We start from the raw sequence: 12,562 nt of genomic DNA, 5'->3' as shown, positions 1-12,562 counted from the left end.
CCCTACTCCTATTTCCCCGCGCGGAAGTCGCCGGCGAACTCCGGCTTTACGGCGCGGATCAGCCCAGCCGTCACGGGGACGTTGATCCGGTAATCGCCCTCGGCATAAGCGCCGATCTCATAGGGTGCGATGGCGATCGTCAGGCGGTCGAGATGGCGCCCATCGGACGAGCCGAGCCACACCGTCTGCGCCGAGGCCGGCGGGCATTTGGCGAAGACCGAGTCCTCACCCTCCGCAGGCAGCTGAATGCCCTTCGCCGCCTTGGCGCGCGTGATCGCAGCGCAGAAATCGTCGCGGATCGCCGCGTCGAACGCGGTGCCGCTGGTGAACAGATCGAGCGGCGAACGTCGCTTGCCGCTGTTGCGGTCCCAGAGCAAAGTGCCGAAGGTCGTCATGCCGTGAGCGCCGCCGGTGTAGGTCGAAATCTCGCTCGACAGACTGAGGAAGCGCGGCGTGTCGGTGATGCGTTTCCAAGACTGCAAATGGCTGTGGGGACGGTAAGGAAAGCCTCCCTTTTCCGCAGCCGCCCGATCACGGCGCGATTCAGCGATCAGCGCGTCGCGATTGGCCGCGCGGTCGGCATCGAGCCATTCGGCGAGTTTGGGGATCTTCGCCGCCTCGAGCGGATAGGCGTAGGAAAACTCCATCAGGTCACTGCTTTCCTTGACCTCCGACGCCGTCGCATTCGCCACCTTCACATCGTCGACGGCGCCGGGAGGCGCACCGGGGACCGAGGCGGCAGCGGCCTTTTCAGCGGTCGTCTGCGCCGGTTCGCTGGAGCAGGCGGTGAGAAGGAGGAGGATAGCCGGCGCGAGCGCTGCGGCGGAGCGGAGGGAAAGGATGGCGGTCATGGGCCAACAACGCCGGGCATCGACAAAGTTTCCCCGCAAGCCTAGCAATTCGGAATGACCGACCATTCCGACTTGATCCAGCCCGACAAGGGCCAGGATGCACGCACGATCCACCTTGTCGACAAGAAGAGCTTTGATAGCTGGCTGAAGGGCCGCAGCGCGCGTGAACGCGCCCACCTCGCCGCCGTCGGGTTCAAGCCCGATGCCTTTGTCCATGCTATCCTGCCCGGCGACGATCCCGAGCGCTGGTCGGTGGTAACGACGGTTGCGAATGTTGAAAGCTTGTCGGCTTGGTGCCTTGCCAAGCTGGGCCAGATCTTGCCCGAAGGCCGTTACCGGGTCGAGGGGCGGCAGCCGGGCAAGGCGATGTTCGGGTGGATGAGCGGACAATATCGTTTCGACAGGTACCGCCCCAAGGCCGAAGCACATGGGCCACGTGTGCTGCTGACCAGCGACGTCGGCGCGATTGCCCCGGTGGTCGCCGAGATGCGCGCGACCGCGCTGGTCCGTGACATGGTCAACACGCCGGCCGCCGACATGGGGCCGGCGGCGATCGAGAAGGAAGCCGAGCGCATCGCCAAGGCGCATGGCGCGAAGATCGTGGTAACCAAGGGCGAGGTGCTGGAACAAGGCTATCCGATGATCCACGCCGTCGGACGCGCGGCAGCGAAACATCATGCCCCGCGACTGATCGAGATCTTGTGGGGCAAGGAGGACCATCCGCGCATCGCGCTGGTCGGCAAGGGCATCAGTTTCGACAGCGGCGGGCTCGACATCAAACCGTCAGCCGGAATGCGGCTGATGAAGAAGGACATGGGCGGCGCGGCGCACGTGCTGGCGCTCGCCGAACTGGTGATGGCGAGCGGGCTGCCGGTGCGGCTGCACTGCCTGGTCGCGGCAGCGGAAAATGCGATTTCAGCCGATGCGTTCCGGCCGGGCGACGTATTGAAAAGCCGGCTCGGGTTGACGGTCGAGATCGGCAACACCGACGCCGAGGGCCGGCTGGTGCTCGGCGACGCGCTGGCCAAGGCGAGCGAGGGCAAGCCCGAGGTGATCGTCGATTTCGCGACGCTGACCGGAGCCGCGCGCGTCGCACTGGGTCCCGACCTGCCACCGCTGTTCGCCAATGACGATGCGCTGGCCGACGCGATGCTGGCGGGCGGCATCGATCGCGACGACCCGCTTTGGCGGATGCCACTATGGGATGGCTACGCCGACCTGCTCGAAACCGACATCGCCGACCTTGGCAATGCGAGCTCTTCGGCGTTCGCCGGGACGATCACCGCCGCGTTGTTCCTCAAGCGGTTCGTCGGCGAAGGCATCGCCTGGGCGCATGTCGACACCTTCGCCTGGCGCCCCTCGGCGAAGCACGGCCGACCCAAGGGCGGCGCGGCGCTCGGGATGCGCGCAGCATGGGCGATGCTGCAGGCGCGCTACGACCGGCGGCGCAAGGGCGATGTCGCTTGATAAAAGCCCCGCCGCTGCGCTAATGCGCCGCGATTATCCGCCGTTCGGCGGCTTCATCGCATTTCAGGACATGACGTGACAGCAGAGGTCGAAAATTTGGCGGGTCGCATCCGCATGGGGCGCCCGGGCGCAGCGGGAGCGGGACGTGGCCGTTTCGGCCTGACCGGCACGTCGCAAGGCTATGATCCGCGCGTCGTCGCGATCCGCCCCGACCTCGCCGACATCGCGGTCGCTGGCCAGCATTTCGCACCCCATTATGCCGCGCCGATGATGAGCAGTTGCGTGCTGCCCTCAGCGGTGCTGCGGGGCGCGCCGTCACTCGATGCCGACCAGACGAGCGAGCTTCTCTACGGCGAAGGCTTCGCGCTGCTCGACCTGACGGGCGGGTGGGCTTGGGGGTATTGCCTGGCTGACCATTATGTAGGGTATCTGGCCGCCGACGCACTGGGGGCGCCGATCGCGCCTACGCACCGGGTACGCGCGAGCGAAGCGCTGCTCCACAGCGCCCCCGACGCCGCGAGCGGCGGGTCGGCGGTGCTGCCGCGCGGGGCGCTGGTGATGGGCGAGGCCGAGGGCGAATGGCTCGCCACCGCGCACGGATATCTGCCGCTCGCCGCACTGGCCGAGGTCGGCACCGACGAAACCGATGCCGCGACCGTCGCTGAGGAGATGGTCGGCGCGCCCTATCTGTGGGGCGGCCGGACCGCCGCCGGGATCGACTGTTCGGGGCTGGTGCAACTCGCTTGGGCCGCCGCGGGGATCCACCTGCCGCGCGACAGCGACCTGCAGCTGGCATCGCTCGGCGCCGACAAGGACGTCGACCCAGCCGCACTCCGGCGCGGCGACCTGGTCTTCTTTCCCGGCCATGTCGGCATCATGGCCGACGCCACCCACATCATCCATGCCAGCCGACGATGGATGGCGGTGAAGGTGGAGCCGCTCGCCGACGTGATCGCACGCTCGGCCGCCAAGGATCATGACCCGCCGGTGAGCGGGTATAAAAGACTGAAATAACATCATGACACAGACGGTTTTCATCGATGGCGCGGCGGGAACGACGGGCCTCGAAATCGCCGAGCGGCTGGCCGGGCGGAGCGAATTCGCACTGGTGACGCTCGACGAAGCGCGGCGCAAGGACGCCGATGCGCGGCGCGAAGCGCTGAACGACGCCGATTTCGTCATCCTCTGCCTGCCCGACGCAGCGGCGATCGAAGCGGTGGCGATGATCGCCAACGACCGCACGAAGGTGATCGACGCCTCGACCGCGCACCGCGTTGCCCCGGGCTGGGCCTATGGCTTCCCCGAACTGAACGCGGGACAGCGCGCCGCGATCGCAGCTTCGTCGCGCGTCAGCAACCCCGGCTGCTACCCAACCGGTTTCCTCGCGCTCGTGGCGCCGCTGGTCGCGGCCGGCATCGTCGCGAAGGATGCGCGGCTGAGCGTCAACGCGGTGTCGGGCTATTCGGGCGGCGGCAAAGAACTGATCGCGCGTTTCGAGGCCGAAACCGACATCGGTTTTCGCAGCTATGGCCTGTCGCTTGGACACAAGCATGTGCCGGAAATGCAGGCGGGTTCTGGACTGATCCACGCGCCCGTGTTCGCGCCGGCGGTGGTGCCGGTCTATCGCGGCATGCTGGTCGAAGTACCGCTGAGCTTCGACGCGCCGACTGCTGAAGCGGTCTATGACGCGCTCGCGGCGCATTATGCGGGATCGCCGCTGGTCAGCGTGCGGCGTGCGGGCGACGAAAGCGAGCTGCTGCTGCGCAAGGACGATGCCGCGACCGACGCGATGGAGCTGATGCTTTATGCCAGCGCCGACGGCGCCCAGCTGCGGCTCGTCGCGCGTCTCGACAATCTCGGCAAGGGCGCGAGCGGCGCCTGCGTTCAGAACCTCAACATCATGGCAGGCCTGCCCGAAACGGCGGGGCTGCGGCTGTAATTCCTCTCGTCATTGCGAGGAGCGAAGCGACGCGGCAACCCAGAGCAGGCGTACACCGCTCTGGATTGCTTCGCTTCGCTCGCAATGACGAGGTGAAAGAGACGCTAGGGAGTCAGTGCACCGTGTCGAGGATGTCCTCGACCGACAGATAGACGATCAGTCGCTCGATCTGGCGCCAGCGCGCGAAGTGGATGTGGTTGCCGAGCACGCGATACTGCTCGGCGCGCGCCGCGGCTGCAAACCCCGCCTCGTCGCCATGCTGGTGGATCAGCGCATGCGCGTCGTCCACCGCGGCGCGGTCGGAAAGAAAAGGTGCTGGCAGCTGCATGGTGTCCCCGATCATGTCGGGACCGCTCTACGTCCCCCGCCTCACCGCGCCGTTCCCAATAGTGCTGAACAGGCGGGTAAGGTTAACCGCAAGGCGCTTCGAGTTAACCATGGCAGGCCGCGTTTCGCCTCTTTGACCTTGCCCGCACCGCGTGTAGACATGGGCCATGCGCAAGATCCTGAAATATGTCCTCATCGCCCTGCTGCTGATCCTGGTCGTCGCCGGCATCGTCCTTTACGCGATGTCGCGGCCCGATGTGGCGCGCTTCTCGACCGCAGAGTTGAGCGGCCGGGTACCCGTGATGGCGCCGCAGGCGTCGCAGACGATCCCGACGATGAACGTGCCCGAGGCGACCAAATGGCCCGCCGGAGAAGCGCCGCGCGCCGCCGCAGGGCTGAGCGTCGCACGCTTCGCCGAGGGGCTGGCGCATCCGCGGACGATATTCGTGCTGCCCAATGGCGACGTGCTGGTCGCCGAGAGCGAAAGCCCGCCGCGCGATACCTCGGGCATCGAGGGTGCGGTGATGGGCCGGATGATGAGCAAGGCGGGCGCCGGCGGCAAATCGGCGAACCGCATCAGCCTGCTCCGCGACGCCGACGGCGACGGCAAGGCCGAGGTCAAGACCGCCTATATCACCGGCCTCAACTCGCCCTATGGCATCGCGCTGGTCGGCAAGACGCTCTATGTCGCCAACACCGACGCGCTGCTCGCCTTCCCCTATGTCGAGGGCGAAACCGCGATGAGCGGCAAGCCGAGCAAGATCGCCGACCTGCCCGCCGCCGGCACCAACCGCCACTGGACCAAGAGCCTGGTCGCGGCGCCCAACGGCTGGCTCTATGTCGGCGTCGGCGCCGACAGCAATATCGGTGAAAAGGGCCAGGCGAACGAAGCGCGGCGCGCGCGTATCCTGGAAATCCGCCCCGAACAGAAATATGTCCGCACCTTCGCGGCGGGCATCCGCAACCCCGTCGGGCTCGGCTTCTACCCGGGCAGCGACCAGTTGTGGACCGTGGTCAACGAGCGCGACATGCTCGGCAGCGACTTGGTCCCCGACTATCTGGCCGAGATCGACGAAGGCGATTTCTATGGCTGGCCCTGGTATTATTGGGGCGGCTTCGTCGACACGCGGGTCGCGCCCGATGCCGACGACCGGCGCCAATATGTCAAGCGCCCCGAATATGCGCTCGGCGCCCACACCGCACCGCTCGGCATGACATTTACCCAAGGCCTCGCCCTCGGCGAGCGCTGGGCGAACGGCGCGCTGATCGCGCGGCACGGATCGTGGAACCGCGAACCGGTCGCGGGGTATGACGTGGTGTTCGTCAAGTTCGGCGCCAATGGCAAACCCACCGACACGCTGCCGATCACCCTGCTCGACCAGTTCCTTGCCAAGGACGGCAAGACCACCCGCGGTCGCCCGGCCGATGTGAAGGTCGCGAAGGACGGCAGCGCGCTGATCGCCGACGACACCGGCGGGGTGATCTGGCGGGTTGCGAAGGCGGGGTAGGTCCGGGGGTGAGCCGCCTCAGCTTCGCCCGGACGATACAATTTCTCTTTATTATTATCGGCGCCAGCGCGCTGCTGCTTCCGAGCACGCGCAACGCGGATTTCGATGCCAAATATTTGCTGTTGGTCTTGGGATCGCTGCTGCTTGCGATAATTTTCGTGGCGCTCAAATGCCCCTGCTGCGGATACAGCCTGTACCGCACGAGAAACTATCGGATAAACCTGCTCGTCCCGGCAAGCCGGACGTGTTCGCACTGTCAGGCCAGGCGCGACTGACGCGCCCGGTAAGGACTTAAACCCTCATCGGCATTAGCACGTACAGTGCCGGGCTCTTCTCGCTTTCGCGGATCAAGGTCGGGGCGTTGGCGTCAGCGAGGTGCAGTTCGACCGTGTCGCCATCGACCTGGCCGAGGATGTCGCTGAGGTAGCGGGCGTTGAAGCCGATCTCCATCGCCTCGCTGTCGTACACCGCCGCGACCTCTTCGGCGGCGGTGCCGTTTTCGGGGCTGGTGACGCTGAGCGTGATGCGGTCCTTGTCGAGGCCGACCTTGACCGCACGGGTCTTTTCGCTGGCGATCGTCGAGACGCGGTCGACGCCCTGGAACAGGCTTTTCGGATCGACCTTCAAGAGCTTGTCGTTCGCGGTCGGGATGACGCGGCTGTAGTCGGGGAAGGTGCCGTCGATCAGTTTCGAGGTCAGCACGGCGTTGCCGAGCTGGAAACGGATCTTGGTCGCCGACAGGCTGATTTCGACATTGCCCTCGGCCTCGTCGAGCAGCTTGCGGATCTCGCCGACGCATTTGCGCGGAACGATCACGTCGGGCATCGCGCTGGCGCCGTCCGGGCGGGTCACCGTGTAGCGGGCAAGGCGGTGGCCATCGGTCGCCGCGGCCTTGAGCACCGGGCCGGTCGCATCTTCGGCGACGTGCAGGAAGATGCCGTTGAGATAATAGCGCGTTTCCTCGGTCGAGATCGCGAAGCGCGTCTTGTCGATGATCTGGATCAGCTCGGCGACCGGCAGTTCGAAATTGGTCGGCAGTTCGCCCTCGGCGATCACCGGGAAATCGTCGCGCGGCAGCGTCGGCAGGTTGAAGTTCGAACGGCCGGCCTTGACCTGCATCTTGCCCTCGGCGGCGGCGAGGCTGACCTCGGCACCCTCGGGCAGCTTGCGGGCGATTTCGAAAAGGGTGTGCGCCGAAACGGTGGTGGTGCCGGGGGTTTCGACCCGGGCGGCGATCGTCTCGACCACCTGCAGGTCGAGGTCGGTCGCCATCAGCTTGAGCTGGCCCGATGCGTCGGCCTCGATCAGCACGTTCGAGAGGATCGGAATCGTGTTACGCCGCTCGACCACCGACTGGACGTGGCCAAGGCTCTTCAACAGTATCGCGCGTTCGATCGTCGCTTTCATTGTTATTCCGCCATCCTGTATGCTCGTGCGGGAGAAGTCCCTCAGGGACGGGTACCATGGGCGCCTTGGCACCCCGATTCCCTGCCCCCATAAAATGTCTTCCTTCCTTAACGCGCCTATGGCGCCGTGCAAGCCATGCTTGCAAAGCATCCCCAATCGCGCAATCGAGGCGCGATGCGCCGCGCCCTCCCCTTTTTGCTGATGCTGGCGGCGGTGCCCGCGATGGCGGCGGCAGCGTCGCGCACCGCGCTCGGCATCTTCGACGGCTGGGGCGCCTTTCGCGACCCCGCAGCGCCGCGTTGCTACGCGATCGCCGCCCCCGCCGCGACAATAGGGACGCCGCAGCTGAAGGCCTATGCCAGCGTCGGTTACTGGCCCAAATCGCGCATTCGCGGCCAATTCTACGTCCGCCTGTCGAAAGCGCGGCGCGCCGGCGGCGAATTGCGGCTGACGATCGGCAGCCGCCGCTTCATCCTGACCGGCAACGGTGCCCACGGCTGGGCGAGCGACGCGCGGATGGATGCCGCGATCATCGCCGCCATACGATCGGCGCCGAGCATGAGCGTCGAGAGCGTGTCGACGAGTGGCGGGTCGATCGCCGACACCTATCGCCTGCGCGGCGCGGCGACGGCGATCGACGCGGCGGCGCTGGGCTGCGCAAGACCGGGATGATGCCATGAAGACGATCGGCCTGATCGGCGGTTTGAGCTGGGAAAGTTCGGCGCACTATTACCGCCTGATCAACGAGGGGGTGAAGGCGCGGCTCGGCGGGCTGCATTCGGCGCGCGTGCTGATGCTGTCGCTCGACTTCGCGCCGATCGCCGCGTTGCAGGCGAGCGGCGACTGGGACGAGCTCGACGGACAGATGGCCGATGCCGCCAAATCGCTGACGGCGGGCGGCGCCGAGATGCTGCTGATCTGCGCCAACACGATGCACCTGTGCGCCGAGGCGGTCGAGGCGGCGACCGACGTGCCGCTGCTCCATATCGCCGATCCGGCCATCGCCGCGATCCGCGCGGCGGGATATACGCGCGTCGGGCTGCTCGGCACCGCCTTCACGATGGAGAAGCCCTTTTACACCGGGCGCATGGCGGCCGCCGGGATTACGGCGATCATCCCCGGCGATGCCGACCGCGCGACCGTCCACCGCATCATCTATGACGAGCTGGTGCAGGGCGTGATCCGCGACGAATCGCGCGCCGAATATCGCCGCATCATCGCGGCGCTGATCGCCGATGGCGCCGAGGCGATCGTGCTCGGCTGCACCGAGATCATGCTGCTGGTCGATAAGAGCGACAGCGCGGTGCCGCTGTTCGACACGCTGGCGCTGCATGTCGAGGCGGCGGTGGAGATGGCGTTGGCGTGAAGCGGGGCGCGCGAGAAATGGCGTAATTCCGCCGAACTTAACAGTGAAATCCCGTTTCAGTGCTTCGCCAGCGCCCGAGCGCGGCAAGCGGGACCCCGGATCGAGTCCGGGGTGACGAAGATTTGGGCCATCGATAAGAATCGGCAGAAAACTGCGCAACTTTACACTGAAATGCCATTCGGGAGCGCGAGGGTAAGCACCTAAGGGCACAAAGGCCCCCGATGCGCGGCGCGAAAATGGGGCCTTTGTGCCCTTAAGCAACCCGGTGTCGGCGAAGCCTTTGGGCAGGCGTGCAGCGGATGATTTGCCGTTCATCGACCAGCTTGGAGCATGGCGATCTTTTTTAGGAAAGCGGTTTTTCGGCTATTCGCGCGCCAGCTTCGTCAATTCCTGCGCCAGGAAATCGAGCACCGTCCGCACCCGCGGCACATGCCGCAACCGTTCGTGGGTCAGCAGCCATAGCCCGGTCGTGTCCTCGCTCTTCGGCGGGATGCAACGAATTAGGTCGGGTTCGCGGTCGGCGAGGAAGGCGGGGAGGATGGTGAGGCCCATGCCCGAGCGCACCCCGGCGAGCAGGCCCGAGGCGCTGTCATATTGCATCACCACCGATTCCTCGAGCCCGTACTGGCGCAGCCATGCCTGATAGGGTTCCCAGACCCCGCCGCCGCCGCCGATGAAGGGGTGGGTGGCGAGTTGCTCGCGGCTGTGCGGGATGCCGTGACGGTCGGCATAGTCGCGGCTGCTGTAGACCGTCCACGGATTGTCGGCGATCCGGCGCCCGACGAGTCCCGCACCGGTCGGCTGTTTGCTGCTGCGGATCGCGATGTCGGCGGCGCCCGCCGCGAGGTCGCGCGGCTCGTCGGCGGTGTCGAGGCGGATGTGGATTTCGGGATGTGCCGCGCGCAGGTCGCGCAGGATCGGCGGCAGGATGGTGACCGCGAAGATTTCCATCGTCGTCAGGCTGACCGTGCCGCCGGCGTCGCGCGAGCGGGCGCCCGCCGCCTCGCCGAAGCGATCGGCGGCCTCGCGAACGGCGAGCGCACTCGCGAGCATCCCCTCACCCGCCGCGGTGAGCGCGTAGCCGGCCTGTCGCCGTTCGAACAGGGTGAGCCCGGTCGCCTCCTCGAGCGCGGCGATGCGGCGGGCGACGGTGGTCTGGCTGACGCGCAGCGCCTGCGCCGCCGCCAGCGTGCTGCCGGTTTCGGCGACCGCGAGAAAGGATTTGAGGTCGTTCCAGTCGAACATGGCGTCTTGTGCGTCATACGCCGCGTGCGCGCATTCTGCAATTTTGCAGAATGGCTTCGCAACATCGTTGCTCCCGCCGCGGCGCGCGGCGGATTATCTGGGTCTCCACCGGCTTCCTCCCCTCCTCTTCAGCCGGCCGAAGGAGACACAAGATGAAAAAGCTTCTGATCCTCGCCGCGCTGGCCGCCGCTTCGTTCGGCCAGCCCGCTTTCGCCCAGACCGCACCGGCCGCTCCGCCGCGCACCGCGGTCGTCCAGCATTCGGACCTCGACCTGCGCAGCGAAAGCGGGACGAAGGCGCTCGACCGCCGCATCTGGCGCGCCGTCGTCGAGGTGTGCGGCACCGCGTCGGATTTCGACCTTTCGGGCAAGAATGACGTGCGCGAATGCCGGCGCGACACGCGGCTCATCGCTTCCAAACAGGCCGATCTGGTGGTCGCGGGCGTGTCGCGCGACCCATTGATCCAGGTCAGCTCGATCCAAAACTGATCGGCGGCTCCACCTTGCAGGACCCGTCAAAGCCGGGGCCATGATTCGGGCACGATCATGGTCCCGGCTTATCCCCGCGCGTCGAACGTCGACCGCGCGCTTGCCACCTTTTCCAGATTGGCTTCGGCCCAGGCCCACACCCCGCAAAAGGCTTCGCCCAAGCTGTGGCCGAGGTCGGTCAGGCAATATTCGACTTTCGGCGGGACGACCGGATGCACCGTCCGCACGACAAGGCCGTCGCGCTCCATCGCGCGCAGGGTCTGGGTCAGCATCTTCTGGCTGATGCCGGAAACCCGGCGCGACAATATGGTGAAGCGGCACGTTCCATGATCCTCCAGCTCCTCGAGAACGAGTAGGGTCCATTTGTCGGCGACTCGGCCGATCAGCTCGTTGACGAGCGTTTCGACGCGCGGATCGACCGGGGCATCGGGATCATAGACGATTTTTTCAGGCGCGGGCATGGCGGAAAATCCAAATCTCTCTTTTGGGTAACTATGGCACTTTAGGGTGCCTTCTTTCTTTTGGAGAGTATAGGCGTATTTGGGTCTTCTCACCATCCCCCAAGGAGACAGACCATGAAAACCACCGGCAACACCATCCTCGTTTCGGGCGGCGGCTCGGGCATCGGGCTGGCGCTCGCGCAGCGCTGGCACGACGCGGGCAACCGCGTCATCATCACCGGGCGCAACGCCGCGAAGCTGGACGCGGCGATCGCGGGGCGGGCGAACATGGCGGCGGTGACGCTCGACGTCACCGATGCCGATGCAATCGCGGCCTTCGCCAAGGACATCGTCGCGCGCTTTCCCGCGCTCAATATCCTGGTGAACAATGCCGGCATCATGAGCGCCGAGGATGCCAGCGCCAAGCGCGACCTGGCGCAGGCCGAGGCGACCGTCGTCACCAACATCCTCGGCCCGATCCGCCTGACCGACGCGCTGGTCGACCATCTGGCGGCGCAACAGGATGCCGCGATCATCAATGTGACGTCGGGGCTGGCGTTCGTGCCGCTGCCCAAGGCGCCGACCTATTCGGCGACCAAGGCGGCGATGCACAGCTATTCGGTGGCGCTGCGCATCCAGCTGGAGGGCAAGGTCGAGGTGATCGAACTGGCACCGCCCGCGGTGCGCACCGACCTGACCCCCGGCCAGTCGACGCGCGAGGGCTATATGCCGCTCGATGAGTTCGCCGACGAGGTGATGAGCCTGTTCGCGGTCGAACCGACGCCTGCGGAAATCCTGGTGCAGAATGTCCTGCCGCTGCGCAATGCCGAGGCGAACGGGAATGTCCCCGCGGTTCTGGGGATGTTGAAGTCGCTGTAGGCCACAGATCATTGCGAGCGAAGCGAAGCAATCCGGAGCGACGCGCACTTCGGATTGCCGCGTCGCTTCGCTCTTCGCAATGACGAGGGTGTTTCGCACTCCGAATGGGACACTTAGTTACATAAGCGCTTGCCCCCCCTCCCCCATTGGCGCATGATCGTCCCCGAACGATACGGAAGACGCCCTCACGGCGCGCCGTTCGGTCGCAACGGCAATGGAGAGGGAGATGCCGGAATGACTGTAGTAAGCCGCTGTGATGCGGAAGCCCGCGAGCGGCACCGGACGCTCGATTTCATCGGCCTGCGCGCGCATGCGACGACGGTCGGGCTGATCCAGCTGTGCGAGGAATTGCTCAATGCCGGGATCTTGAACCCCGACGCGCTCGAACGGATCAAGGGCGCGATCCGCTCCGAACTGACCGTCAGCAATGCCCGAATTTCGAACCAGCCGACCTTTGACGACACGCTGAAACGCCGGCTCGACGCGATTTTCCCGAAATGCCCCGGGGAACCGCCCGCGGAGCATGTCGGCCCGCTCGAACAGTTCGAAGAAGCGCTGGGCGAGACGCGCGCGCATTGACCTCACACCGCCCCTCTCCCGACGGGGAGGGGCTTGTCATTGCCTAAACGCGGCTTCCGCCCTATA

The 12,562-nt window shown here is 66.2% G+C and carries 15 protein-coding genes; 10 read left to right on the top strand and 5 right to left on the bottom strand.

Features of this window, described 5'->3' with window-relative positions:
* Positions 1 to 8: 8 nt before the first annotated feature.
* Positions 9 to 851: a DUF3298 and DUF4163 domain-containing protein gene (locus tag ASD67_RS15345; protein WP_056349044.1), complete on the bottom strand. Its 843-nt coding sequence runs from the start codon at positions 849 to 851 to the stop codon at positions 9 to 11.
* A 54-nt stretch (positions 852 to 905) separates the two neighbouring features.
* Between ASD67_RS15345 and ASD67_RS15340 the strand changes: the two genes are divergently transcribed.
* The 3 genes from ASD67_RS15340 (at position 906) to argC (ending at position 4,257) form a co-directional block, all read left to right on the top strand.
* Complete coding sequence (locus tag ASD67_RS15340; RefSeq protein WP_056349041.1) at positions 906 to 2,318, top strand: leucyl aminopeptidase family protein; 1,413 nt, start codon at positions 906 to 908, stop codon at positions 2,316 to 2,318.
* 96 nt (positions 2,319 to 2,414) lie between these two features.
* Positions 2,415 to 3,332: a C40 family peptidase gene (locus ASD67_RS15335; RefSeq protein ID WP_235535695.1), complete on the top strand. Its 918-nt coding sequence runs from the start codon at positions 2,415 to 2,417 to the stop codon at positions 3,330 to 3,332.
* A gap of 4 nt (positions 3,333 to 3,336) precedes the next feature.
* Positions 3,337 to 4,257 (top strand): N-acetyl-gamma-glutamyl-phosphate reductase, encoded by a 921-nt coding sequence (argC, locus tag ASD67_RS15330; RefSeq protein ID WP_056349039.1) that lies wholly within the window; start codon positions 3,337 to 3,339, stop codon positions 4,255 to 4,257.
* A gap of 112 nt (positions 4,258 to 4,369) precedes the next feature.
* On the opposite strand, the gene ASD67_RS15325 is transcribed toward argC, so the two are convergent.
* Entirely contained in the window at positions 4,370 to 4,585 is a 216-nt protein-coding gene (locus tag ASD67_RS15325) for a hypothetical protein (protein ID WP_056351978.1), read from the bottom strand.
* A 166-nt stretch (positions 4,586 to 4,751) separates the two neighbouring features.
* On the opposite strand from ASD67_RS15325, the gene ASD67_RS15320 reads away from it, so the two are divergent.
* On the top strand, positions 4,752 to 6,092 hold the full coding sequence (locus ASD67_RS15320) for a PQQ-dependent sugar dehydrogenase (protein WP_056349035.1): 1,341 nt from the start codon (positions 4,752 to 4,754) through the stop codon (positions 6,090 to 6,092).
* Between the two features lie 8 nt (positions 6,093 to 6,100).
* On the top strand, positions 6,101 to 6,367 hold the full coding sequence (locus tag ASD67_RS15315; protein ID WP_056349033.1) for a hypothetical protein: 267 nt from the start codon (positions 6,101 to 6,103) through the stop codon (positions 6,365 to 6,367).
* A 16-nt stretch (positions 6,368 to 6,383) separates the two neighbouring features.
* Here the strand turns inward: ASD67_RS15315 and dnaN are convergent, their stop codons facing one another.
* On the bottom strand, positions 6,384 to 7,499 hold the full coding sequence (gene dnaN, locus ASD67_RS15310; RefSeq protein ID WP_056349029.1) for a DNA polymerase III subunit beta: 1,116 nt from the start codon (positions 7,497 to 7,499) through the stop codon (positions 6,384 to 6,386).
* A 174-nt stretch (positions 7,500 to 7,673) separates the two neighbouring features.
* Here dnaN and ASD67_RS15305 point away from each other — a divergent pair, with 174 nt between their 5' ends.
* The gene (locus tag ASD67_RS15305; RefSeq protein WP_056349024.1) at positions 7,674 to 8,171 is read left to right on the top strand and encodes a hypothetical protein; all 498 of its coding nucleotides are present in this window, start codon (positions 7,674 to 7,676) and stop codon (positions 8,169 to 8,171) included.
* 4 nt (positions 8,172 to 8,175) lie between these two features.
* Positions 8,176 to 8,865: an aspartate/glutamate racemase family protein gene (locus tag ASD67_RS15300; RefSeq protein WP_056349020.1), complete on the top strand. Its 690-nt coding sequence runs from the start codon at positions 8,176 to 8,178 to the stop codon at positions 8,863 to 8,865.
* A 363-nt stretch (positions 8,866 to 9,228) separates the two neighbouring features.
* Here ASD67_RS15300 and ASD67_RS15295 read toward each other — a convergent pair whose 3' ends face one another.
* A complete protein-coding gene (locus tag ASD67_RS15295) occupies positions 9,229 to 10,110 on the bottom strand; it encodes a LysR family transcriptional regulator (protein ID WP_056349017.1) in 882 nt (293 codons plus the stop codon).
* 152 nt (positions 10,111 to 10,262) lie between these two features.
* On the opposite strand from ASD67_RS15295, the gene ASD67_RS15290 reads away from it, so the two are divergent.
* Positions 10,263 to 10,598 (top strand): UrcA family protein, encoded by a 336-nt coding sequence (locus tag ASD67_RS15290; protein ID WP_056349014.1) that lies wholly within the window; start codon positions 10,263 to 10,265, stop codon positions 10,596 to 10,598.
* Positions 10,599 to 10,666: 68 nt separating this feature from the next.
* Here the strand turns inward: ASD67_RS15290 and ASD67_RS15285 are convergent, their stop codons facing one another.
* Entirely contained in the window at positions 10,667 to 11,059 is a 393-nt protein-coding gene (locus ASD67_RS15285; protein ID WP_056349011.1) for a winged helix-turn-helix transcriptional regulator, read from the bottom strand.
* A gap of 114 nt (positions 11,060 to 11,173) precedes the next feature.
* On the opposite strand from ASD67_RS15285, the gene ASD67_RS15280 reads away from it, so the two are divergent.
* The gene (locus ASD67_RS15280; protein WP_056349008.1) at positions 11,174 to 11,917 is read left to right on the top strand and encodes an SDR family oxidoreductase; all 744 of its coding nucleotides are present in this window, start codon (positions 11,174 to 11,176) and stop codon (positions 11,915 to 11,917) included.
* Positions 11,918 to 12,151: 234 nt separating this feature from the next.
* Positions 12,152 to 12,496 carry a hypothetical protein gene (locus tag ASD67_RS15275; RefSeq protein WP_056349005.1) on the top strand — a complete coding sequence of 115 codons (345 nt, stop codon included), beginning with the start codon at positions 12,152 to 12,154 and terminating at the stop codon, positions 12,494 to 12,496.
* The last annotated feature ends 66 nt before the right edge of the window (positions 12,497 to 12,562 follow it).

Origin of the sequence: Sphingopyxis sp. Root1497 (assembly GCF_001427085.1) — a bacterium.
Taxonomy (GTDB): domain Bacteria; phylum Pseudomonadota; class Alphaproteobacteria; order Sphingomonadales; family Sphingomonadaceae; genus Sphingopyxis.
The sequence above is the reverse complement of the archived record's forward strand: the minus strand, read 5'-3'. Positions and strand labels throughout refer to the sequence as shown.